Source organism: Roseovarius sp. MBR-79, from assembly GCF_053628555.1.
Window position 1 is genome coordinate 227,944 of sequence record NZ_JBRJGP010000001.1, and the last position, 21,152, is coordinate 249,095.

Annotated in this window: 24 protein-coding genes and 1 riboswitch; of the genes, 12 read left to right on the forward strand and 12 right to left on the reverse strand. The window is 66.2% G+C overall.

Annotated elements, in window-relative coordinates:
- Positions 1-50 precede the first annotated feature (50 nt).
- The 7 genes from rpsK to pyk all read right to left on the reverse strand — a co-directional run bounded on the left by rpsK (position 51) and on the right by pyk (position 5,389).
- Positions 51-440, reverse strand: a complete 390-nt coding sequence (gene rpsK / locus ACSSV8_RS01125; protein WP_354538870.1) for a 30S ribosomal protein S11 — start codon at positions 438-440, stop codon at positions 51-53.
- 15 nt (positions 441-455) lie between these two features.
- Positions 456-824: a 30S ribosomal protein S13 gene (gene rpsM / locus ACSSV8_RS01130; RefSeq protein ID WP_354538869.1), complete on the reverse strand. Its 369-nt coding sequence runs from the start codon at positions 822-824 to the stop codon at positions 456-458.
- 194 nt (positions 825-1,018) lie between these two features.
- The gene (locus ACSSV8_RS01135) at positions 1,019-1,597 is read right to left on the reverse strand and encodes an adenylate kinase (protein WP_454281230.1); all 579 of its coding nucleotides are present in this window, start codon (positions 1,595-1,597) and stop codon (positions 1,019-1,021) included.
- Complete coding sequence (gene secY, locus ACSSV8_RS01140) at positions 1,594-2,958, reverse strand: preprotein translocase subunit SecY (protein ID WP_454281231.1); 1,365 nt, start codon at positions 2,956-2,958, stop codon at positions 1,594-1,596. The genes ACSSV8_RS01135 and secY overlap by 4 nt, the downstream gene beginning before the upstream one ends.
- Before the next feature lie 110 nt (positions 2,959-3,068).
- Positions 3,069-3,542, reverse strand: coding sequence for a 50S ribosomal protein L15 (rplO, locus tag ACSSV8_RS01145; RefSeq protein ID WP_454281232.1), 474 nt, complete (start codon positions 3,540-3,542; stop codon positions 3,069-3,071).
- Positions 3,543-3,683: 141 nt separating this feature from the next.
- Positions 3,684-3,908: a hypothetical protein gene (locus tag ACSSV8_RS01150; RefSeq protein ID WP_354538865.1), complete on the reverse strand. Its 225-nt coding sequence runs from the start codon at positions 3,906-3,908 to the stop codon at positions 3,684-3,686.
- Positions 3,909-3,943: 35 nt separating this feature from the next.
- Positions 3,944-5,389 carry a pyruvate kinase gene (pyk, locus tag ACSSV8_RS01155; protein WP_454281233.1) on the reverse strand — a complete coding sequence of 482 codons (1,446 nt, stop codon included), beginning with the start codon at positions 5,387-5,389 and terminating at the stop codon, positions 3,944-3,946.
- Between the two features lie 124 nt (positions 5,390-5,513).
- On the opposite strand from pyk, the gene ACSSV8_RS01160 reads away from it, so the two are divergent.
- The 6 genes from ACSSV8_RS01160 to ACSSV8_RS01185 all read left to right on the forward strand — a co-directional run bounded on the left by ACSSV8_RS01160 (position 5,514) and on the right by ACSSV8_RS01185 (position 10,647).
- Entirely contained in the window at positions 5,514-6,245 is a 732-nt protein-coding gene (locus tag ACSSV8_RS01160) for an N-formylglutamate amidohydrolase (RefSeq protein ID WP_354538863.1), read from the forward strand.
- Between the two features lie 56 nt (positions 6,246-6,301).
- Positions 6,302-6,616, forward strand: a complete 315-nt coding sequence (locus ACSSV8_RS01165) for a DUF1244 domain-containing protein (protein ID WP_454281234.1) — start codon at positions 6,302-6,304, stop codon at positions 6,614-6,616.
- A gap of 15 nt (positions 6,617-6,631) precedes the next feature.
- On the forward strand, positions 6,632-7,309 hold the full coding sequence (locus ACSSV8_RS01170; protein WP_454281235.1) for a glutathione S-transferase family protein: 678 nt from the start codon (positions 6,632-6,634) through the stop codon (positions 7,307-7,309).
- A 98-nt stretch (positions 7,310-7,407) separates the two neighbouring features.
- Positions 7,408-8,781, forward strand: a complete 1,374-nt coding sequence (locus tag ACSSV8_RS01175; RefSeq protein WP_454281236.1) for an L-serine ammonia-lyase — start codon at positions 7,408-7,410, stop codon at positions 8,779-8,781.
- Between the two features lie 56 nt (positions 8,782-8,837).
- Positions 8,838-9,329: an Lrp/AsnC family transcriptional regulator gene (locus ACSSV8_RS01180; protein WP_354538859.1), complete on the forward strand. Its 492-nt coding sequence runs from the start codon at positions 8,838-8,840 to the stop codon at positions 9,327-9,329.
- 160 nt (positions 9,330-9,489) lie between these two features.
- Complete coding sequence (locus tag ACSSV8_RS01185) at positions 9,490-10,647, forward strand: glycine cleavage T C-terminal barrel domain-containing protein (RefSeq protein ID WP_454281237.1); 1,158 nt, start codon at positions 9,490-9,492, stop codon at positions 10,645-10,647.
- Positions 10,648-10,728: 81 nt separating this feature from the next.
- On the opposite strand, the gene ACSSV8_RS01190 is transcribed toward ACSSV8_RS01185, so the two are convergent.
- The gene (locus ACSSV8_RS01190) at positions 10,729-11,109 is read right to left on the reverse strand and encodes a hypothetical protein (protein WP_454281238.1); all 381 of its coding nucleotides are present in this window, start codon (positions 11,107-11,109) and stop codon (positions 10,729-10,731) included.
- 83 nt (positions 11,110-11,192) lie between these two features.
- A complete protein-coding gene (locus ACSSV8_RS01195; RefSeq protein WP_454281239.1) occupies positions 11,193-12,452 on the reverse strand; it encodes a glycerate kinase type-2 family protein in 1,260 nt (419 codons plus the stop codon).
- Between the two features lie 119 nt (positions 12,453-12,571).
- Positions 12,572-12,773: riboswitch (cobalamin riboswitch) on the forward strand.
- 75 nt (positions 12,774-12,848) lie between these two features.
- Here ACSSV8_RS01195 and ACSSV8_RS01200 point away from each other — a divergent pair.
- Positions 12,849-13,115 (forward strand): hypothetical protein, encoded by a 267-nt coding sequence (locus ACSSV8_RS01200; protein ID WP_354538855.1) that lies wholly within the window; start codon positions 12,849-12,851, stop codon positions 13,113-13,115.
- Positions 13,116-13,337: 222 nt separating this feature from the next.
- On the opposite strand, the gene ACSSV8_RS01205 is transcribed toward ACSSV8_RS01200, so the two are convergent.
- On the reverse strand, positions 13,338-13,562 hold the full coding sequence (locus ACSSV8_RS01205) for a DUF1127 domain-containing protein (protein WP_354538854.1): 225 nt from the start codon (positions 13,560-13,562) through the stop codon (positions 13,338-13,340).
- Positions 13,563-13,859: 297 nt separating this feature from the next.
- Between ACSSV8_RS01205 and ACSSV8_RS01210 the strand changes: the two genes are divergently transcribed.
- Positions 13,860-14,366 (forward strand): L,D-transpeptidase family protein, encoded by a 507-nt coding sequence (locus ACSSV8_RS01210; protein ID WP_354538853.1) that lies wholly within the window; start codon positions 13,860-13,862, stop codon positions 14,364-14,366.
- Here ACSSV8_RS01210 and ACSSV8_RS01215 read toward each other — a convergent pair.
- Complete coding sequence (locus tag ACSSV8_RS01215; protein ID WP_454281240.1) at positions 14,357-15,010, reverse strand: YggS family pyridoxal phosphate-dependent enzyme; 654 nt, start codon at positions 15,008-15,010, stop codon at positions 14,357-14,359. The two genes, ACSSV8_RS01210 and ACSSV8_RS01215, sit on opposite strands and share 10 nt — an antisense overlap.
- A gap of 133 nt (positions 15,011-15,143) precedes the next feature.
- Here ACSSV8_RS01215 and ACSSV8_RS01220 point away from each other — a divergent pair, with 133 nt between their 5' ends.
- On the forward strand, positions 15,144-15,623 hold the full coding sequence (locus tag ACSSV8_RS01220) for a DUF3576 domain-containing protein (RefSeq protein ID WP_454281241.1): 480 nt from the start codon (positions 15,144-15,146) through the stop codon (positions 15,621-15,623).
- Between the two features lie 6 nt (positions 15,624-15,629).
- Here the strand turns inward: ACSSV8_RS01220 and ACSSV8_RS01225 are convergent, their stop codons facing one another.
- Positions 15,630-16,868, reverse strand: a complete 1,239-nt coding sequence (locus tag ACSSV8_RS01225; protein WP_454281242.1) for a glycosyltransferase — start codon at positions 16,866-16,868, stop codon at positions 15,630-15,632.
- 149 nt (positions 16,869-17,017) lie between these two features.
- On the opposite strand from ACSSV8_RS01225, the gene leuS reads away from it, so the two are divergent.
- From leuS to holA, 3 genes are read left to right on the forward strand one after another with little or no spacing between them, the layout of a single operon-like run.
- A complete protein-coding gene (gene leuS / locus ACSSV8_RS01230; RefSeq protein WP_454281243.1) occupies positions 17,018-19,564 on the forward strand; it encodes a leucine--tRNA ligase in 2,547 nt (848 codons plus the stop codon).
- A complete protein-coding gene (lptE, locus tag ACSSV8_RS01235) occupies positions 19,551-20,042 on the forward strand; it encodes an LPS assembly lipoprotein LptE (RefSeq protein WP_354538848.1) in 492 nt (163 codons plus the stop codon). Before leuS ends, lptE begins: the two co-directional genes overlap by 14 nt.
- Entirely contained in the window at positions 20,039-21,064 is a 1,026-nt protein-coding gene (gene holA / locus ACSSV8_RS01240; RefSeq protein WP_354538847.1) for a DNA polymerase III subunit delta, read from the forward strand. The genes lptE and holA overlap by 4 nt, the downstream gene beginning before the upstream one ends.
- Positions 21,065-21,152: the final 88 nt, after the last annotated feature.

The window sequence follows — 21,152 nt, forward strand, 5'->3', positions numbered from 1 at the left end:
TAACGTGCAGGACCGCGCCCGTGGCGCGGCCCTGTTGGCAATCGTTGCGCTCAGACCCGGCGGCGTTTCGGCGGGCGACAGCCGTTATGGGCAATCGGCGTCACGTCACGGATCGAGGTGATGTTGAAACCGACGGCGGCCAGCGCGCGCAGCGCCGATTCGCGGCCCGAACCGGGGCCCTGCACCTCGACCTCGAGCGTTTTCATGCCGTGTTCCTGCGCCTTGCGGCCCGCGTCCTCTGCGGCCATCTGGGCCGCATAGGGGGTCGATTTGCGCGATCCCTTGAAGCCCATCGTGCCCGCAGAGGACCAGGCAATCGCGTTGCCCTGAACGTCGGAGATGAGGATCTTGGTGTTGTTGAAGGACGAATTCACATGAGCAACGCCCGTGGCGATGTTCTTGGAAACCTTCTTCTTGGTGCGTTTGGTCTCGCGTGCCATATCTGCTGCCCTCCCTTATTTCTTCTTGCCGGCAATGGCTTTTGCCGGGCCCTTGCGGGTGCGGGCGTTGGTATGGGTGCGCTGGCCGCGAACCGGCAGGTTGCGGCGATGGCGAAGGCCACGGTAGCAGCCGAGGTCCATCAGCCGCTTGATGTTCATCTGCGTCTCGCGGCGCAGGTCGCCTTCGACCGCGTAATTGGCGTCGATATGCTCGCGCAGCGCCAGGGCCTCGGCATCCGAAAGCTCGTTGACGCGGCGGGACAGGTCGATATTCACGGCCTCGCAGATGGCCTTGGCCGAAGCATGGCCGATTCCGGTTATATAGGTGAGGGCGATGGGAACCCGTTTGCTGGTCGGGATGTTAACGCCGGCGATACGTGCCAAGTGTCTTTTCCTTTTCGTTGCGGTTCCGTTGTGCCAGAACCTTTTTTCACAACGTAAGCCCGAGGCTTGCGCATCGGGCCGCGGCTGATCTCGGGTGGTCGACTCGAAGAGGGCGCGCCCCTCAGGGAATCAAGAGCGGAAGTCAGAAACTGCCTGTTATGGAGAATCGGGAGGGGCGTCAAGTCCCCGCCGGGTCATTTGTCAAGCACTGCCGCGATCGCAGCCTTCACATCGTCGATCTCGCCCAGACCATCGACAGCGGCCAATTGCCCCTTGGCATGGTAATAGCCGATGAGCGGCGAGGTTTTCTTGTAATATTCGGTCAGGCGATGGCGCACGGCCGCTTCGTTGTCATCGGCGCGCACCGGCTGCCCTGCGGCGGCTGCCTCCTCGGCCCGGTTCACGATGCGGCGGATCAGCGTTTCGTCATCCACCTGCAACTCGATCACCGCATCGAGCACCTCGCCCTGCTCATCGAGAAGCGCGCCAAGCGCATCGGCCTGCGCCAGCGTGCGCGGGAAGCCGTCGAAGATGAACCCGCCTGCCTTGTCGTCCTGCAATTTCTCGCGGATGAGGCCGATCACGATCTCATCCGTCACCAGATCGCCGCGCGCCATCACGTCGGCCACGATCCGGCCCATCTCGGTGCCGCTGTCCTTCGCCGCGCGCAGCATGTCGCCTGTCGAGAGCTGGATCATGCCGCGCGTCTCGACCAGATGTTGCGCCTGCGTGCCCTTGCCCGCGCCGGGCGGTCCGAGAAGAATAAGGTTCATCGCCGTGCCGGTCCTCTGCGATTGGTGCGTTTGCGACCCTTCCCGCTGAGCTGAGACTTTTCGATCAGCCCCTCATACTGATGGGCCAGAAGATGCGATTGCACCTGCTGGATCGTGTCCATCGTCACCGAGACCACGATCAGCACCGAGGTGCCACCAAAGTAGAACGGAATCGCGAACTGGTTGCGCAGCACCTCGGGCAGAAGGCAGACGGCGGTCAGATAGACCGACCCCAGAACGAGGATGCGGTTGAGCACATATTCGAGGAATTCCTCGGTCCGCTTGCCGGGCCGGATGCCCGGCACGAACCCGTTCTGGTTCTTGAGATTCTCGGCCACGTCATCGGGCTTGAACGAGACGTTGAAGGTGTAGAAATAGGTGAAGAAGACGATCATCGCCGAGAAGAACAGCAGGTAAAGCGGCTGACCGGGGCCGAAATAGGCCATGATCGTAGACATCACCGGGTTGGTGTGGTTGCCCGAAAACGTGCCGATCGTCGCAGGCAGGAGCAAGAGCGACGACGCGAAAATTGCCGGGATCACGCCCGCCGGATTGACCTTGACCGGCAGATGCGACGAGCCGCCGTCATAGACCTTCATGCCGACCTGACGGCGCGGATACTGGATGTGGATCTTGCGCAAGGATCGTTCCATGAACACGACGAACGCGATGACCGCCACGACCATGACGATCACGCCCACGATCACCGCCGGGCTGATCGCGCCGGAGCGCCCGGAGGCAAAGAACTGCGCCAGTGCGGCGGGCACTTCGGCGATGATGCCGACAAAGATGATGAGCGAGATGCCGTTGCCGACGCCGCGCGCGGTGATCTGCTCGCCCAGCCACATCAGGAACATCGTGCCGCCGATCAGCGTGATCATGCAGGACACGATGAAGAACATGCCCGGATTGGTCACCATCTCGCCCGACTGGAGCGAGACCGCCAGACCATAGCTTTGCAATGTGGCAAGGCCCACGGTGCCATAGCGGGTGTATTGATTGATCTTCTTGCGGCCCTGTTCGCCCTCTTTCTTCAATTGCTGAAGCGCGGGCACCATGGCCGTCAGAAGCTGCACGATGATCGAGGCCGAGATATAGGGCATGATCCCGAGCGCAAAGATACCCATGCGGCCAAGCGCGCCGCCGGTGAACATGCTCATCATCCCGCCGATAGTGGCCTGCGCGCCCTCCATGAACTCTCGCAGCGCCGCGCCGTCGATGCCCGGCACGGGAATGAACGTGCCAAGGCGGTAGACGATCAGCAGCCCCAGCGTGAACAGGATGCGGTTGCGGAGATCGGTCGCCTTGCCAAGCGCGGACCAGCTTGTATTGGCCGCCATTTGCTCTGCTGCAGATACCATGCGAGGGTCTCTTTCATGTGGAAACGCCGCCGGAACCGGTTTTCGGCTCGGGCGGCGTCATCGGAAAACCTGAGGTCTATGTAAGCGGGCCACGGCCCGCTCACAACCTCTTATTCGGCAGCCTGTGCTGTCGTCACCGAAAGCGAACCGCCCGCCTTCTCCACCGCCTCGACGGCGGATTTGGACGCGCCGGTCACGGAAATCGACAGCTTGCCCGTCACGTCGCCCTTGGCCAGAACCCTGATCCCGTCAAGCTTGCGCCGCACCAGACCGGAGGTCACGAGCACCTCTTCGGTGATCGGCTGGTCCGCGTCGATCTTGCCCGCATCGACGAATTTCTGGATGAGGCCGAGATTGACCACCGCATAGGATTTGCGGTTCGGCTTGGTAAAGCCGCGCTTGGGCAGACGCTGATAGAGCGGCATCTGGCCGCCCTCGTAGCCCTTGATCGCCACGCCCGAGCGGGATTTCTGGCCCTTGATGCCACGGCCACCGGTCTTGCCCATGCCCGAGCCGGGACCACGCCCGATACGCTTGCGGCGCTTGGTCGCGCCCTCGTTGTCACGAAGTTCGTGCAGTTTCATTGTCGCTTCTCCTTGCCGGATGCGGCCCCCAGCGACGGATGGGCCGACCACGGCGTGTTTGAGTCAGGATGCGGCCCTCTGGCCACCGGCGGTGTCTAGACCCCGCCGTGCCAAAGATCAAGGGGCGGCGTCCCGGCGCGGTCAGGGGATGAAGCGCGCGGCCACGGTGACGATCAGGGAGGGCAGTTCGGCAACCTTGTAGCCGCCGGGCTTGTTGGACATCGCCCACACGATCAAGGCACCCGCGATCACCACGGTGACGGCACCGACCCGCGGCGCTCGCGCATCCGACACGGCCGAAAGCATCGCCGGGATCGACAGGACCCCCAATACCGTGCCGATTGCCATGGCCAGATCCGCATCCATCACCCACCCCCTGATAACCAAAACAGTGTCGAAGCTTAGCCCGGATCGGTCGCGTAGATCAAACTTTCCTTGCAGGGCGCGACGCGCAGGATATTCGTGGTTCCCGGCACGTTGAAGGGCACACCGGCGGTCACGACGATCTGATCGTTTTCCTCGGCATAGCCCTGTGCGCGCGCGGCCCGCGCGGCGTTGATCACGGCCATCTTGAAGCGGGTAAGTTCCGGCGTCATCACACAGTTCACCCCCCATGTCAGCGCCAGCCGACGCGCCGTGGCGCGCAGGCTGGTGAGGGCGATGATCGGCACATGCGGCCGCTCGCGGGCGGTCAGGAGGGCGGTCGTGCCCGATTCGGTATAGCAGCAGATCGCCTTGATATCGGTGGTCTCGGCGATCTCGCGCGCGGCCACCACGATGCCGTCGGCGATGCTCTGGCGATTCACCTTGCGGCTGGCCTCGATCACCTCGCGGTAGGTCGGATCGTCCTCGACCTCGCGGGCGACATTGTCCATCGTGGTCACGGCCTCGACCGGATAGTGACCGGCCGCCGACTCCGCCGACAGCATGATCGCATCCGCCCCCTCGTAGATCGCGGTGGCCACGTCCGAGACCTCGGCGCGCGTGGGCATCGGCGACTCGATCATCGATTCGAGCATCTGGGTCGCCACGATCACCGGTTTGGCCGCCGCGCGGCACTTGCGCACAAGCCGCTTCTGGATCGGTGGCACGTTCTGGACGGGCAGTTCCACGCCCAGATCTCCGCGCGCCACCATGATCCCGTCGCTTACCGCCAGAATATCGTCAAAGCATTTCACCGCCGCCGGTTTCTCGATCTTCGACATGATCGCGGCGCGCCCCTTCACCAAAATCCGCGCCTCGTTCACATCCTCGGGGCGCTGCACGAAGCTGAGAGCGAGCCAGTCCACCCCCAATTCGCAGGCAAATTCCAGATCGTCGCGGTCCTTTTCGGAGAGCGCCGCCAGCGGCAGCACCACATCGGGCACGTTGACGCCCTTGCGGTTGGAGATGGTGCCGCCCACCACAACCTCGCAATCGGCGAAATCGGGGCCGCAATCGCGCACCCGCAGTCGGATCTTGCCATCGTTGACCAGAAGCTGCGCGCCCGGCTCCAGGGCGGCGAAAATCTCCGGATGGGGCAGGCAGACGCGATCCGCGTCCCCCTCCGCCTCGTCAAGGTCGAGCCGGAAGGCTGCGCCCTCGATCAACTCCTCCTCGCCGCGCGCAAAGGCGCCCACCCGCAGTTTCGGCCCCTGAAGATCGGCGAGAATGGCAATCGGGCTGTCCATCTCCTCTTCGATCTGCCGGATGATGGCATGGCGCGCGGCGATGTCGTCCTGACTGCCGTGGCTCATGTTGAGGCGGAACACATCCGCCCCCGCCTCATGCAGGGCGCGGATCGTCTCGTAATCCGAGGAGGCCGGGCCAAGCGTGGCCACGATCTTGACTTTGCGGTGCCGTCTCATCTCATCTCCTTCGCGGGCGGGCCGGACTGTTATCGCTAACGTGATGCTTGTCCGGCTTATGACCCAATTCCCTTTTCCCGGCAACTGTCCTAGACCGGTGCGACAATAGAAGCCAACCCGGACCATGTATCAGCCATATGACATCGCGGGCGCCGCGCGCCCCTCCCGCTGGCTTGTGACCTGCGATCACGCCACCAATACCGTGCCCGATTTCGTGGGTGGCGGCAGCCTTGGCATCGCGCCCGAGGACATGGCCCGCCACATCGCCTATGACGTGGGCGCGGCGGGGCTGGCGCGGGGGCTGGCCGATGCGCTCGATGCGCCGCTGATCGCCACGAATTTCTCGCGCCTCGTGATCGACCCGAATCGGGGCGAGGATGACCCCACCCTGGTGATGAAGCTCTATGACGGCACGGTCATCCCCGCCAACCGCCATGTCGATGACGCGGATTTCATGCGCCGCCTCAACCGGCTCTACCGCCCCTATCACACCGCGCTGGCAGAGCTTGCCGCGCGCCGGAGCGACACCGCGATTCTCTCGATCCACAGCTTTACCCCGCAATTGCGCGGCCGCCCGCCGCGCCCGTGGCATGTCGGCCTGCTCTATGCCGCCGATGAGCGCCTGGCCAAGCCGCTGCTGGCGCGGCTGCGGGCCGAGCCGGATCTTTGCGTCGGCGATAACGAGCCCTATGGCGGGCACCTGCCCGGCGACAGCATCGCGCGCCACGCCATCGCCCATGAGCGGCCCAATATCCTGATCGAGCTGCGCAACGACCTCATCACCACACCGGCGCAGCAAGAGGCCTGGGCCGCGCGCCTTGCACCGATGCTGCGCGAGGTTCTGGATCATGTCTGACCCCTTGCGCCCCGGCGCATCGGGCCGCATCTTTGGACAAACGACAGGAGAGAGCCATGGACGACCAGACCCGTATCGAACTTGAGGCCGCCGCCTTTCGCAAGCTGCGCCATCACCTGATGGAAAAACGCACGGACGTGCAGAACATCGACCTGATGAACCTTGCGGGCTTTTGCCGCAACTGCCTGTCGCGCTGGTATCAGGAGGCCGCGCATGAGAAGGGCCTCGGGATGACCAAGGACGAGGCGCGCGAAATCTATTACGGAAAGCCCTATCCCGAATGGAAATCGCGCTACCAGACCGATGCCGATGCCGAGAAGCAGATCGCGTTTGACGCCGCCTTCGCCGCCAATGTGGGTGACAAGGCCTGAGCGCGCGCCCGCGCCATGCCCTACCGGCTGCATTACGCGCCCGACAACGCCTCGCTGGTGATCCGGCTGGCGCTGGAGGGCATGGGCGCGCCCTATGAGACCGTGCTGGTGGACCGTGCCACGCGGGCGCAGAAATCCCCCGCCTATCTCGCGCTCAACCCGGCGGGGCTCATCCCCGCGCTGGAAACGTCCGAGGGTGTTCTCTTCGAGACCGGGGCCATTCTTCTCTGGCTTGCAGACCGCCACGGGCAGGGCGCGCCTGCGCCCGATGCGCCCGCACGGGGCGATTTCCTCAAATGGCTGTTCTACCTCTCCAACACCCTGCATCCCACCCTGCGGATGAGCTTTTACCCCGAGCAATATCTGGATCACAGCGCCGGGGCGCTCTGCACGGCGGCGCAGGCGCGCTTTGCGGGGCAACTGGATATTCTCGAAACCCGTGCCGCGCCCTGGTTCGGGGCCGATCACCCCTCGCTGCTCGACCCCTACCTTGCTTGCCTGATGCGCTGGCGCGCGCTCTATCCCGCCCGCGACCCCGGCCATGATCCGCGCCGCTGGCCGCGCCTTTATGCCCTGCTTGAGCGGATCGAACGCAGCCCCGCCACACGCGCCGCCATCGCCGCCGAGGGGCTGGGGCCGCACCCCTTCACCGCACCCGCGCCCCCTGATCCGCCCGAGGGCAGCGCGCTCTGATCGCCCATATGTCACCGCGCGCCCCTTGAAGCGTCGCTTTTGGGCGCGTAGCTCTGGTAAGGTGCGACGATAAGCGCCGCATATCAGGGGGGCGTGCGATGTTTCTGTCGGTATTCGAGATGTTCAAGGTCGGGATCGGCCCGTCGTCGTCGCACACGATGGGGCCAATGGTGGCCGCCGCGCGGTTTCTCGACCGGATGCGCAATGAGCCGTTCCACTATGCCGGGTTGCGCGGCTCGCTGCACGGCAGCCTCGCCTTTACCGGGGTGGGGCACGCGAGCGACCGCGCCACCATCCTTGGCCTTGCAGGCTTCCTTCCCGAAACCTATGACCATGACCGCGCCGAGGCCACGCTCGACGCCATCCGCGACAGCCACACGATCACGCCGCCCGATCTGCCCACGCTCCGCTTCAGCCCGAAAGAGGACCTGATCTTCGATTTCGGCCCCAACCTGCCCGGCCATGCCAATGGCATGATCCTCATGGCCACCGACGCGCAGGGCGACGTGCTCCTGCAGGAGACCTATTATTCCATCGGCGGCGGCTTCGTGATGACCGAGGCAGAGCTTGCCGCAGGCAAGGCGACCGACGAGGGGGCACCTGTGCCCTACCCGTTCAAGTCCGCCGCCGAGATGCTCGACATGGCCGAGCGGTCCGGCAAGACGATTGCCGAGATGAAGCGCGCCAACGAGATTTCGCGGCGCGGGCATGACGGGCTGCGCACCGGCGTGGCGCGGATCTGGCAGGTGATGAACGACTGCATCGAGCGCGGGCTGGAGGCGGAGGGCACGCTTCCGGGCGGCCTCGGCGTCAAGCGCCGCGCCAAGGGCATCCGCGACGCGCTTCTGGCCGAGCGGGGCACCAACCTCACCGCGCCGCACAAGATCAACGACTGGATGAGCGCCTATGCCATGGCCGTCAACGAAGAGAACGCGGCGGGCGGTCAGGTTGTCACCGCGCCCACCAACGGCGCGGCGGGGGTGGTGCCGGCGGTGATCCGTTACTGGCTCGATCACGTGCCGGGCGCGCATGAGGGGCGGGTCGAGGAATTCCTGCTCACCGCCGCCGCCATCGGTGGCCTCGTGAAGTTCAACGCCTCGATCTCCGGGGCCGAGGCGGGCTGTCAGGCCGAGGTGGGCAGCGCCGCCGCCATGGCCGCCGCCGGGCTCTGCGCCGTGCTGGGCGGCACGGCGCAACAGATCGAGAACGCCGCCGAAATCGCGCTCGAGCATCATCTCGGCATGACCTGCGACCCGGTCAAGGGCCTTGTGCAGGTGCCCTGCATCGAGCGCAACGGTCTGGGGGCCATCAAGGCCGTCTCGGCCGCCTCGCTCGCGCTGCGCGGCGACGGCACCCATTTCGTGCCGCTCGATGCCTGCATCGAGACCATGCGCCAGACCGGCCTCGACATGAGCGAGAAATACAAGGAAACCTCGCTTGGCGGCCTTGCCGTCAACGTGCCTAACTGCTGATCGGCGGCACCCGCGCCCCGCACCTGCCTGACATGAACCCGCACACAGGCCCGACGATGAAGAAAACCGGTCTCGATGCCATCGACCTGCGAATCCTCAACGCGGTGCAGCGGCACGGCCAACTCAGCAAGACGCGGCTTGCCGAGATCGTGAACCTGTCGCCCACGCCGTGCTGGGCGCGGCTCGACCGGCTCAAGGCTGCGGGCTTCATTCGCGGCTATCACGGCGATATCGCGCTCGAGCGGGTCTGTGACGTGACCGAGGTTGTCGTCACCGTCTCGCTGTCCCATCACCGCAAGGCCGATTTCGACCGGTTCGAAACGCATATCCGCACCATCGACGAGGTCACCCGTTGCGTGGCCACGGGCGGCGGCGTCGATTACATCCTGACGGTGGCCACCCCCTCGATGGCGGCCTTCCAGACGCTGATGGAGGCCCTGCTGTCGGCCGATCTGGGGATCGACCGCTACATGACCTATTTCACGACCCGCCGAATCAAGTCCACCCAGCCCAACCTCCTGAAACTGGCGCGCGGAGAGGCCCCCTAGGATCATGCGACCGGATGTTCCGGGATCGGGGCGAAAATCAGCCCGATCAGTCGCGTTCGAGGGCCATTTTCGGCCCGCGCCGACGCCGCCTCCGATGATATCACCCCGGCCAGACAGACACTGTGCCCGAAACCCGGGCACCTGACCGGGAGGTGACGACATGATGCACTCTGACGATTTCGGCTTCGGCACGCAGATCCGCAAATCCCCGTTCTTCGACGCCACCGTTCGGTGGGGCGCGCAGGGGTTTTCGGTTTATAATCATATGTATATCCCGCGCGATTTCGGCGATCCGGAGCAGAATTTCTGGACCCTCGTCAATGACGCGATCCTGTGCGACGTGGCTGTGGAACGGCAGGTCGAGATCACCGGGCCGGACGCCGCGCGCTTCACCCAGATGCTGACGCCGCGCGATCTGTCGGGCATGGCCGTGGGACAGTGCAAATACGTTCTGATCACAAACGCGGAGGGCGGCATTCTCAACGACCCGATCTGCCTCCGGCTGGGCGAAAACCATTTCTGGCTGTCGCTCGCCGACAGCGACATCCTGCTCTGGGCGCAGGGGGTGGCGGTGCATTCGGGGCTGGACGTGACGATCCGCGAACCCGATGTTTCGCCCCTGCAATTGCAGGGTCCGAAATCCGGCGAGATCATGCGTGCGCTCTTTGGCGACGAGATCATGGACCTGCGCTATTACTGGCTGCGCGAGATGGAGCTTGACGGCATTCCCCTGATCGTCTCGCGCACCGGCTGGTCAAGCGAGTTGGGCTACGAGATCTACCTGCTCGACGGCACCCGCGGCGACGCGCTGTGGGAGCGGATCATGGCCGTGGGTCTGCCGCTTGGCCTCAAACCGGGCCACACCTCGACGATCCGGCGCATCGAGGGCGGGATGCTCTCGTATCACGCCGATGCGGACATGCTCACCAACCCCTACGAGCTTGGCCTTGATCGGCTCGTGAACCTCGACATGGAGGCAGAGTTCATCGGCAAGTTTGCCCTGCGCCGCATCCGCGACAGCGGCGTGACGCGCAAACAGGTGGGCCTCGTGATCGACGGTCCGCGCCTTGCCGGACCCAATACGCGGTTCTGGGATGTCGCGCAGGATGGCACGACCGTGGGGCGCGTGACGTCGGCGGTTTACTCGCCGCGTCTTGACCGGAACATCGCGCTTGCGATGGTCTCGGTCGACTGCGCCGACCTCGGCACCCAACTTGATGTCACGACGCCGAGCGGACCGGTCTCGGCCACGGTGGTGGAGAAACCCTTCTTCGATCCGAGGAAAGAGCGCGCAGTCACCGACGCCCGCGTGGGATGATCCGGGGCGCACTGGCGCTGTCCATGACATCGGCCTGCGCGCCCCCGCGCGCAGGCCGCCACCGGGACAGCGCGCCCCGCGTCACTCGACCTGCCGCCCCTCCAGCACCCGGAACGGCTCCAGCCGGTCGCCGTTGACCCAGGCCAGCCCGCCGTCTTCGGTGCGCACAAGCGCATAGGGCGTCCAGCCGGTGCTGCGCCACCAGCTCTCGTAATCGTGGGTCTCGGGATTGGCGCGCCAGCGCCCCTCGTCGGGCTTGCCGCCCTCGGGCACATAGAGCGTGGTGCCATCCGGGGCGAAATACTGGCGATAGGACGTGCCGGACCAGGTGCCGACGATGGTATTGCCTGCCAGCAGCGCCTCGACCTCGTCGGCGCCGAGCTTGACGATGGCGGCGCTCACAGGCAGCGCGATCGCCAGCAGCGGCGCAGCCAGAAGTCCGACAATGGCGCGGCGTTTCATGGGCAACCTCCCTCTATTTACGCGTGCAGTATCGCAAAAGCGGGGCCGGGATGCGACTCGATTCCGCGCGCGCGAGCGCAACGTCAGGCGGGCGCAATCAGGATCGCGCGGAAATCATTGACATTCGTCAGCGTCGGCCCGGTTACCACCTGCCCTCCAACCGCGCCGAAAAACCCGTGCGCGTCATTGCTTGCCAGCGCCGTTTCCGGGTCTGCGCCCGCCGCGCGCGCGCGCGCCAGGGTCTGTGGCCCGATGACCGCGCCGGCCACCTCGGCCGCGCCATCCACCCCGTCGGTATCGCAGGCAATCGCGTGGATGCCCGCCGCCCCGCCAAGGGCCAGCGCCAGTGCCAGCGCATATTCGGCATTCGGCCCGCCCACCCCGTCGCCGCGCCGCGTCACGGTCAACTCGCCCCCCGAGAGCAGCAGCACCGGTGCGTCACCGGCCTTCAGAGCGCGTTGCACCGCCCGCGCCCGCGGGGCATGGTCACGCGCCACCTCGCGCGCCTCGCCTTCCAGATCGTCGCCCAGGATCTCCACCCGCAGCCCCTCGGCGCGCGCCAGATCCGCCGCCGCCGCCAGCGATTGCGAGGGGGCGGCGTAAATCACGTTTTCCACCCGACTGAGGCGCACATCCCCCGGTGCGACCACCCCTGTCGGGCCGCGCAGCACCGCCTCGGCCGCATTGGGCAGCACGATCCCGTAACGCGCCACGATGGCGCGCGCGTCCTCGGGCGGGCGCGCCTCGCCCACCGTGGGGCCAGAGCCGATCATCCCCGGATCATCCCCCGGCACATCGGAAATCATCAGCGCCAGCATCCGCGCAGGAAAGGCTGCGGCGGCCAGTTGCCCGCCCTTCACCAGGCTCAGATGCTTGCGCAAGAGGTTCATTTGACCGATGGGAGCGCCCGAGGCCAGAAGTGCCGCGTTGACCGCCTGTTTCTCGGCCAGCGTGATCGCGCCCGCAGGCTGCACCAGAAGCGCCGAGGCCCCGCCCGAGATGAGCGCCAGCACCGTGTCGCCTTCGCCAAGACCCTCGACCAGCCGCAGCATCCGCGCGGTCGCCGCCAGCCCCGCCGCATCGGGCACCGGATGCGCGGCCTCGACGATCTCGATGCCCGCGCAGGGCCGCGCGTAGCCGTAGCGCGTGATCACCAGCCCCTCACAAGGCCCCCATTCGGCCTCCACCGCCTCGGCCATGCGCGCGCTTGCCTTGCCCGCGCCAATGACCACCACGCGGCCCTCGGGGCGCGGCGGCAGATGCGCGGCGAGGCTCTGCATCGGGTCGGCCACGGCCACGGCACGCGCGAAGAGCGCGCGCAAGAAGGTCTCGGGATCGGTCACGGGCGGGCTCCTGAGTTGGGTGGCTCACGCTAGCGTGGGCACGGCCCGTGCAAAAGAGGGCACGCGCCGGTTTCCGTCCCGTGTCGCCGCATTTGCGCTTGCCGGGGAAAAGCAGGCTGTTAGCCTGCGTTTGTCAGGGTGCCGCCCCTCGGGGCGGAGAATTGGGAAGCCGGTGAGAGACCGGCGCTGCCCCCGCAACGGTAAGGGAGGGCGCTTCGGCACGATGCCACTGGGACCACGGGTCTCGGGAAGGCGCCGAAGCGCACGGGCCGGACGGCCCACCCCCCAAGCCCGGAAACCAGCCCCGGCACTGTCGCAATCGCGGGGGGCGATTCGGGCGCGCGCGCCCTTCCCCCTCGCCCCATCCGGTCCGGGGTGCGACCGGGGAGAACCACCATGACACTGACCCGAATCATCGACGCGCTCGAGGAAAGCCCCGCCATCGGCGCACAGGCGCAGGCGCTTGCGCGGCTGGGATTTCTTGAATGGGTATTTGCCACGCCCGGCCCCGTCACCACCGACACGGCGCGCGAGGCGCTCACGAGCGATGCCGCCCAGGGCGCGCAAAGCGCGGCGGCCCGCGCCTTTGTCGATTTTTTGAGCACGGCCGCCCTGCCCTGCCCCGCACCGATGCGGCGCGGGCGCGCGCGCTGGCTCAACTGACGAAAAGCAACCCGGAAAAAGGAAAAGCGGCGACCCCAGGGAGGAGGAGGGGGCCGCCGCTTCCTGACACGTCCGGCCCAGGGAGGAGGAGAGGGCCATTCGCGATCTTGCGGGGCTTGCGCCCCGGTCTTCCGGTCGCGGGCTCCAGGGAGGAGGAGAGGGAACCCGTGACCGTGTCGGCTGCACCCGGGAGGAGGAGAGGTGCCGCCGATCTCTTGAGGTTCAGGCGCGCGCGCCGTAAACCGATTCGTAAGCAACGCGCCGGATTTCGCTGTGATGCAGGCCGAGATCGGCCAGATCATGAGCGCTCAGTTCCGACAATTCGCGGATCGTGCGCCGGTAGGCACGGTAATCGGCGAACCGCTGCATTGCGGCATGGATGGCCCGGCGCAGCTCTTCGCCGACCGAGACGGCGGCGCTGTGGCGCGTGACAATCGACTGTGCCATTTTCGTATCCTTGCGTTTCGTTTCGTTAGAGGGGCAAACCCGCGTCTGCCGCCCTTCGTTGAGACAAAGATAGCTTGTTTCTGCACCTGCACAATACCCACCGTGAACATTTCTGCCATGCAGAAAACGCATGGGCGAAAATTGACCTAAGGTTAACCAATTGAACAGTTTTCAGGCGCATCCGCTGCCTATTTAAGCACAGCACGTATAGTTTGCATGTGCAGCAATAGCGCTAATAAAGGGATGTTCGTTCCCGAAACCGCTGGACCGGCGCACAAGACATGCTAGCAAAAGGGCATGACACCGAAGGATCTGGTTCTCACCCCGCTTGGCCTGCGCTTTCAGGGCCGCCTCTATCCCTGCACCATCGGGCGCGGGGGCATCAGCGCCGCCAAGCGCGAGGGCGACGGCGCGACGCCCGCAGGCAGCCACCGCATCGTGGGAATGCTCTATCGCCCCGACCGCATCGCGCGCCCCGCCGATTGGGCGGTCCCCATCCGCCCCGGCGATCTGTGGTCGGACGATCCGGGGCACGAGGATTACAACCTCATGGTCCGTGCCCCCTACCCGCACAGCCACGAGGCGCTGCGCCGCGCGGATCCGCTCTATGATCTGGTGATCGTCACCGACTGGAACTGGCCCTTTGCCGTGCGCGGGCGCGGGTCCTGCATCTTCATCCACCGCTGGCGGCGACCGGGCTATCCCACCGCGGGCTGCGTGGCGCTCGCCCCCGGCCACCTGCGCACCATCGCCGCCCGCCTCACCTTTGGCGCGCGGCTGATCGTGCGCGCCCCTCACCCGTAGGCGCGGGCGCCAAAGATTGCCGAGCCAACGCGCACATGGGTCGCCCCTTGCGCGATGGCGCGCTCGAAATCGTCGCTCATGCCCATCGAGAGGCCCGAAAGCCCGTTGCGCGCCGCCAGTTTCGCCAGCAGCGCGAAATGCAGGCTCGGCTCCTCGTCCACCGGCGGGATGCACATGAGGCCCACGACCGGCAGATCGAGCGCGCGACACTCGGCCACAAAGGCGTCGGTCCCGGCCGGTGCGATCCCCGCTTTCTGTGCCTCCTCGCCGGTGTTCACCTGAATGAACACCTCGGGACAGCGCCCCGCCTCCTGCGCCAGCCGCGCCAGCGCCTGCGCAAGCTTTGGCCGGTCAACCGAGTGGATCGCGTCGAACATCTCCACGGCCTGCCGTGCCTTGTTGGTTTGCAACGGGCCGACAAGATGCAGCCTGACCCCTTGAAAACGCGCCTGAAACGGCGGCCAGCGCTCGGCTGCCTCCTGCACGCGGTTCTCGCCAAAGACACGGTGGCCCTGCGTCAGAACGGCCTCGACCCGCGCCTCGGGCTGCACCTTGGAGACCGCAATCAACGTCACGCTGCCCGGCGCGCGTCCGGCATCCGCCTCGGCCTGCGCGATCCGCGCGGTGATCTCGCTCAACCCCATGTCATGCCTCCGTTGCCCTTGATCCTGTCGCCTGAGTGCCACGCGCGGCGCGGCGCACGCAAGGCCCCGCGCATCGGGCTTGCCCCGGTTGACCGGCTTGGATACTAGGGTGGAAACAATACCGGACGATACCATGATCTCTTCGCGTCTCAAGTTTCTCGGCCTTGCAACAGCATGTCTCGCGGTACTCGGCGGGTGCAGCGCCTTTCAGAATGCCAGGCTCGACCCCGAAGCGATGCGCGTCAAGTCGGGCCGCGAGCGCACGGTCGATCCCGGCGAGGGCTCGTTGCTCGATGCGTTCCGGGGCGGGCGCGAAACCGTCAAGGTCAACCGGTTCCTGTGGACCGCGTCGCTGGAAGTGCTGAATTTCCTTCCCATTGAAGCCGCCGATCCGTTCACCGGCGTGATCTCCACCGGGTTCGGCGTGCCGCCGGGCGGTGGTCAGGCCTATCGCGCGACCGTGCTCATCAGCGATCCCGCGCTTGACGCGCGTTCGCTCAAGGTTGCGCTCCAGACACAGCGCGGACCGGTCGATGCGGCCACCACCCGCGCCGTAGAGGACGCGATCCTCAACCGTGCGCGGCAATTGCGCATTCAGTCCGGCAAGTTCTGATCCGCCCTACATCGCGGCAATATCCGTGACCCATTCGACCTGACGCGGCAGGCAGATGCCGCGCAGGTCATAACGGGCCTCTATGAGCCGTCGCGCCGCCTGACCGAGCGCGCGCCGTGCCTCGGCATCCTCCAAGAGCGCGCAGACCTCCGCCACCAGCGCGCCGGTGTCGAAGAAATCCACCAGCCGCCCGGTCTCGTCATGCGTGATCACCTCGCGCACCGGCGCGGTATCGCTCGCGACAATCGCCGCCTCGCAGGCCATCGCCTCCATCAGCGACCAGCTCAGCACGAAAGGATAGCTGAGATAGACATGCACGCGGCTCACCTGCAACAGACGCAGGAACCGGTCATAGGGAATGCGGCCAAGGAAATGCACCCGCGCCCAGTCGGGCGTGGCGATGCGCCCGCGCACCTCGTCTATGAAAATCTGCTTCCACGTCTGCCCCTTGGGCGGGCGCGCGCCATAGCTCACCTCGTCTCCCCCCACGATCAGCACCCGCGCGCGGGGCCGCTCGCGCAAAAGCCGCGGCAGCGCGCGCATGAAGATGTGATAGCCGCGGTAAGGCTCCAGATTGCGGTTCACGAAGGTGATCACCTCGTCGTCGCGGGTGAGCGTGCCCGCGCCGTCCACCTCCAGCCGGACATCGGGCATGGGGCAGGCGCTGAGCGTGTCGATGCCGTCATGGCTCACGGTGATGCGCTCGCGGAAGGGCGCGGGGAAGGTATCGGCCTGAAACACGGTCGGGCTGATCCCGGCATGTGCCTCGGCGAAATGCAGGAGGTTGTTGATGTTCTTCATGCGGATGCGCAGCGGCTCGGCCTCGGGGTCGCGGCTCGGAAACTCGGGATCGAAATTCAGGTGCGGCCAGTCGGCGAGATGGTAAAGCTCGCAATAAAGTCCCAGCCGCGCCTCGGGCCACAGGTCGCGCAGGAACAGCGATTCGCCCCAGCCGGGATGGGCAAGGATGAGATCAGGCACATAGCCGCGCTCTTTCAGCGCGCGCGCCGCGCGCCAGCACGCCTCGCCGCGCGTGAGCTTGGTGTCGAAATCCACCAGCCACGGATGGAGCGTCTGACCGTCCCGCTTGGGCAGGGCATAGGGGATCACCCGCACTCCCTGCCATGTCACTGCCTCCTTCACCCGGAGCGTAAGCGCCACGCAGTGATGCCCCTGTTTCGCAAGCAGGGGGGCCAGATGCTTGTATTGCCCCGGAAAATTCTGATGGATGAAGAGGATTTTCATGAACCTGCCCGCGCTGCCCGCCCAAGGGTTATAATCACCCGCCTGCCCCCCCGCAAACCCCCGGTTTCGGCACCTCGGCACTGGACCATGCGCGATGAAGCGCCTATCACCCCTGCCAACACCAAACGAGAGCAAGAAAGGCACGGCCCATGTCGCGCTATTCCCCCGCCGAGATCGAAGCGAAGTGGCAAGACGCCTGGGAAAAGGCCGGGATTTTCCGCGCCGCCCGCGATGAGACGAAGCCCAAATATTACGTGCTGGAAATGTTCCCCTATCCGTCGGGGCGCATCCATATGGGCCATGTGCGCAATTACACCATGGGCGATGTGGTCGCGCGCCACAAGATCGCCACCGGCCATAACGTGCTGCACCCGATGGGATGGGACGCGTTCGGGATGCCCGCAGAGAATGCGGCGATGGCGTCGGGCGGCCACCCCAAGGACTGGACCTACGCCAATATCGCCACCATGCGCGACCAGATGAAGCCCCTGGGCCTCTCGATCGACTGGAGCCGCGAATTTGCCACGTGCGACCCCGAATACTATGGCCAGCAACAGGCGCTGTTTCTGGATTTCCTCGAAAAAGGGCTGGTTTACCGCAAGGAGGCGGTGGTGAACTGGGACCCGGTCGATATGACGGTGCTGGCCAACGAGCAAGTGATCGACGGCAAGGGCTGGCGCTCGGGCGCCGAGGTGGAGCGGCGCGAACTCACGCAATGGTTCTTCCGCATCTCCGATTTCGCGGGCGAGTTGCTCGATGCGCTCGACACGCTCGACAACTGGCCCGCCAAGGTGCGGATCATGCAGGAAAACTGGATCGGGCGCTCGCGCGGGCTGCAATTCGCCTTCTCGCTCATCGACGGGCCAGAGGGCCATGACCGGATCGAGGTCTATACCACGCGGCCCGACACGATGATGGGGGCCTCGTTTCTCGGCATTTCGCCCGATCACCCGCTGGCCAAGCGGCTGGAGGCCGAGAGCCCGCAGGTGGCCGCATTCTGTGCAGAGGCACGGCGCGGCGGCACCACCGAAGAGGCCATCGAGAAGGCCGAGAAGCTCGGGTTTGACACCGGCTTGCGCGTGCGCCATCCGTTTGACAATGACTGCGAATTGCCGGTCTGGATCGCCAATTTCATCCTGATGGACTATGGCACCGGCGCGATCTACGGCGTGCCCGCGCATGACCAGCGGGACCATGATTTCGCGGTGAAATACGGGTTGCCGATCATCGACACGTTCCAGCCGCGCGAGGGCGCGCATGACGTGGCCGCCAGCCCCTATATCCCGCCCAAGCCCGAGGTGGTCCGCTATACCCGCGCCATCGCGGGCGAGGAGATGCAGACCGGGGCCGAGGCCATCGAGGCCGCGATTGCGGTTTGCGAGGCGAATGGCGTGGGCCAGGGCGTGACCAAGTTCCGCCTGCGCGATTGGGGCCTCTCGCGCCAGCGCTATTGGGGCTGCCCCATCCCGGTGGTGCATTGCGATTCCTGCGGCGTGGTGCCCGAGGCCAAGGAAAACCTGCCCATCCGCCTGCCCGACGATGTGCGTTTCGATCTGCCCGGCAACCCGCTCGACCGGCACCCGACATGGCGGAATTGCACCTGTCCGCGCTGCGGTGCGGCGGCAACGCGCGAGACCGACACGATGGATACCTTCGTCGATTCAAGCTGGTATTACGCCCGCTTCACCGCGCCCCACGCCGCCACGCCCACCGATCTGGCCGAGGCCGCGTATTGGATGAACGTGGACCAGTATATCGGCGGCATCGAGCACGCGATCCTGCACCTGCTCTATTCCCGCTTCTTCGCCCGCGCGATGCAGATTTGCGGGCATCTGCCCCCGAGCGCCATCGAGCCGTTTGACGCGCTCTTCACGCAGGGGATGGTGACGCATGAGATTTACCAGACCCGCGACGCAGCAGATCGCCCGGTCTATCACCTGCCCGAGGAGGTGAGCGAGGGCCGTCTTGCGGACGGCACGCCGGTCGAGATCATCCCCTCCGCCAAGATGTCGAAATCCAAGAAGAATGTCGTCGATCCCTCCACCATCATCGCCCAATACGGGGCCGATACCGCCCGCTGGTTTGTCCTCTCGGACAGCCCCCCCGAGCGCGACGTGGAATGGACCGCCTCGGGCGCCGAGGCCGCGCATCGTCATCTTTCCCGCGTCTGGCGGCTGGCCGCGGAGGTCGAGAACGCCCCCGAGACGGCCACGCCAGAGGCCGACGAGGCGCTCCTGCGCGAGATGCACAAGGCGATTGACGAGGTGACCAAGGGCGTTGAGTCCTTCGGTTTCAACGCGGCCATCGCGCGGCTTTATGCCTTTACCAACACGCTGATGAAATCGCAGGCGGGACGCGGTGCCAAACGCGCGGCCGCCCGCACATTGGCACAACTCATGGCCCCCATGACCCCGCATCTCGCGGAGGATATCTGGGCCATGCTGGGCGGCGCGGGCCTTGTCGCCACGGCACCCTGGCCCGTGGCCGATCCCGCCATGCTGATCGACGAGACGGTGACCCTGCCCATCCAGATCAACGGCAAGCGGCGGGCGGAAATCACCGTGCCGCGTGACATGGCGAAATCCGAGGTTGAAAAGACAGCCCTTGCGCTTGATGCTGTGCAAAAGGCGCTAAACGGGGCCGCGCCGAGAAAAATCATCGTTGTCCCCGGACGGATCGTCAATGTCGTCATCTGACCGCCGCCTCTTTCTGCTCTCGGGCCTTGCCGCGCTGGCGGGGTGCGGATTTGCGCCCGCCTACGCGCCCGGCGGCGGCGGCGCGGCCTTGATGGGGCGCATAGAGATCGCGCCGCCCGACACGCGCCCGGGCTTTCTGCTCACGCAAGAGCTTGAGGGACGGCTGGGTCGTCCGGCGGATGCGCGCTATGTCCTGACACCCGCGATCAGCCTGCAAAAACGCTCCATCTCGATCGACCGCAGCAACATCACCTTGCGCTTCAACCTGTTGGGGCGGGTGGATTACACCGTGCAGGACCGCCAGACCGACGCGGTCGTGACCCGTGGCACGGTCGAGAATTTCACCGGCTATTCCACCTTCGACACGCCCGTGGCCACGCAGGCCGCCGAGCGCGATGCCGAGGCGCGGCTGATGACCATGCTGGCCGATCAGCTTCTGACCCGGCTTGCCGCGACGGCGCGCACCCTGCCGGAATGAAACTCTCGGCCCGCGATGCGCCGCGTTATTTCTCGAGGCCCGATCCGGGGCGCGCGGGCCTCTTGATCTATGGTTCGGACGCGATGCGCGTGGCGCTCAGGCGGCAGGAGGTCATCGCCGCCCTGCTTGGCCCCAATGCAGAGGAAGAGATGCGCCTGACGCGCCTGCCTGCCGCCGATCTGCGGCGCGATCCGGCGGCTTTTCTGGATGCGGTGAAAGCGCGGGGCTTTTTCCCCGGCCCGCGCGTGGCCTTTGCCGAGGACGCGACCGAGGCGCTGGCCGAGCCGATCCTTGCCGCGCTGGCCGACTGGCAGGCGGGCGACGCGCAGATCGTCGTGACCGCCGGTCAGCTCAAGGCGACCGCCAGGCTGCGCAAGGCGTTCGAGAGCCACCCCAACGCCTATGCCGTCGGCATCTATGACGAACCGCCCTCCCGCGAGGAGATCGAGGCGGTGCTGGCCCGCGCCGGGCTGCGCGATATTCCGGGGCCGGTCATGGGCGATCTTCTGGCGCTGTCGCGCGCGCTCGATCCCGGTGACTTTCGCCAGACGGTCGAGAAACTGGCCCTTTACAAGACCGGCGATCCCGCGCCGCTTTCGGCCCGGGACATCAGCGCCTGCGCGCCTGCCTCGACCGAGGCCGATCTGGACGAGGTGCTGGCCATCGTGGCCGAGGGGCGCACGGGCGAGATCGCACCGGTCCTGCGGCGTCTGAAGGCGCAGGGCGTGCAGCCCGTGGGCCTCTGCATCGGGGCCGCGCGCCATTTCCGCGCGCTCTATATGGTGGCGGCCGATCCCGGCGGGGCAGGACAGGGTATCAACCGGCTGCGCCCGCCGGTCTTTGGCCCCCGCCGCGACCAGATGCTGCGACAGGCGCAAAACTGGGGCGCGGCGCGGCTGGAACAGGCGCTTGGCATCCTGACCGAGACCGACCTCACGCTCCGCTCCGCCGCGCAGCGCGCCCCCGAAATGGCGCTGGTGGAGCGCGCGCTCATTCGGCTGGCGATGCTGGCGGCGCGGTGAGGGGGTCCGCATTGCCGTGCAAATCATGGTTAATGCGCTGACATCGCATGCAATTCAGGATCGGTATCGCGTCGGTATTGCGTCGGTG

What these genes read in the sequence shown, in the direction of transcription:
- ACSSV8_RS01135 (WP_454281230.1), bottom strand. Translation starts at nt 1,597, where the DNA reads ATGAACCTTATTCTTCTCGGACCGCCCGGCGCGGGCAAGGGCACGCAG.
- ACSSV8_RS01160 (WP_354538863.1), top strand. Translation starts at nt 5,514, where the DNA reads ATGTATCAGCCATATGACATCGCGGGCGCCGCGCGCCCCTCCCGCTGG.
- leuS (WP_454281243.1), top strand. Translation starts at nt 17,018, where the DNA reads ATGTCGCGCTATTCCCCCGCCGAGATCGAAGCGAAGTGGCAAGACGCC.
- rplO (WP_454281232.1), bottom strand. Translation starts at nt 3,542, where the DNA reads ATGAAACTGCACGAACTTCGTGACAACGAGGGCGCGACCAAGCGCCGC.
- rpsK (WP_354538870.1), bottom strand. Translation starts at nt 440, where the DNA reads ATGGCACGCGAGACCAAACGCACCAAGAAGAAGGTTTCCAAGAACATC.
- ACSSV8_RS01190 (WP_454281238.1), bottom strand. Translation starts at nt 11,109, where the DNA reads ATGAAACGCCGCGCCATTGTCGGACTTCTGGCTGCGCCGCTGCTGGCG.
- ACSSV8_RS01180 (WP_354538859.1), top strand. Translation starts at nt 8,838, where the DNA reads ATGAAGAAAACCGGTCTCGATGCCATCGACCTGCGAATCCTCAACGCG.
- ACSSV8_RS01225 (WP_454281242.1), bottom strand. Translation starts at nt 16,868, where the DNA reads ATGAAAATCCTCTTCATCCATCAGAATTTTCCGGGGCAATACAAGCAT.
- lptE (WP_354538848.1), top strand. Translation starts at nt 19,551, where the DNA reads ATGTCGTCATCTGACCGCCGCCTCTTTCTGCTCTCGGGCCTTGCCGCG.
- ACSSV8_RS01150 (WP_354538865.1), bottom strand. Translation starts at nt 3,908, where the DNA reads ATGGATGCGGATCTGGCCATGGCAATCGGCACGGTATTGGGGGTCCTG.
- ACSSV8_RS01210 (WP_354538853.1), top strand. Translation starts at nt 13,860, where the DNA reads ATGACACCGAAGGATCTGGTTCTCACCCCGCTTGGCCTGCGCTTTCAG.
- ACSSV8_RS01200 (WP_354538855.1), top strand. Translation starts at nt 12,849, where the DNA reads ATGACACTGACCCGAATCATCGACGCGCTCGAGGAAAGCCCCGCCATC.
- ACSSV8_RS01170 (WP_454281235.1), top strand. Translation starts at nt 6,632, where the DNA reads ATGCCCTACCGGCTGCATTACGCGCCCGACAACGCCTCGCTGGTGATC.
- ACSSV8_RS01165 (WP_454281234.1), top strand. Translation starts at nt 6,302, where the DNA reads ATGGACGACCAGACCCGTATCGAACTTGAGGCCGCCGCCTTTCGCAAG.
- ACSSV8_RS01185 (WP_454281237.1), top strand. Translation starts at nt 9,490, where the DNA reads ATGATGCACTCTGACGATTTCGGCTTCGGCACGCAGATCCGCAAATCC.
- ACSSV8_RS01215 (WP_454281240.1), bottom strand. Translation starts at nt 15,010, where the DNA reads ATGGGGTTGAGCGAGATCACCGCGCGGATCGCGCAGGCCGAGGCGGAT.
- holA (WP_354538847.1), top strand. Translation starts at nt 20,039, where the DNA reads ATGAAACTCTCGGCCCGCGATGCGCCGCGTTATTTCTCGAGGCCCGAT.
- secY (WP_454281231.1), bottom strand. Translation starts at nt 2,958, where the DNA reads ATGGTATCTGCAGCAGAGCAAATGGCGGCCAATACAAGCTGGTCCGCG.
- ACSSV8_RS01175 (WP_454281236.1), top strand. Translation starts at nt 7,408, where the DNA reads ATGTTTCTGTCGGTATTCGAGATGTTCAAGGTCGGGATCGGCCCGTCG.
- pyk (WP_454281233.1), bottom strand. Translation starts at nt 5,389, where the DNA reads ATGAGACGGCACCGCAAAGTCAAGATCGTGGCCACGCTTGGCCCGGCC.
- ACSSV8_RS01205 (WP_354538854.1), bottom strand. Translation starts at nt 13,562, where the DNA reads ATGGCACAGTCGATTGTCACGCGCCACAGCGCCGCCGTCTCGGTCGGC.
- ACSSV8_RS01220 (WP_454281241.1), top strand. Translation starts at nt 15,144, where the DNA reads ATGATCTCTTCGCGTCTCAAGTTTCTCGGCCTTGCAACAGCATGTCTC.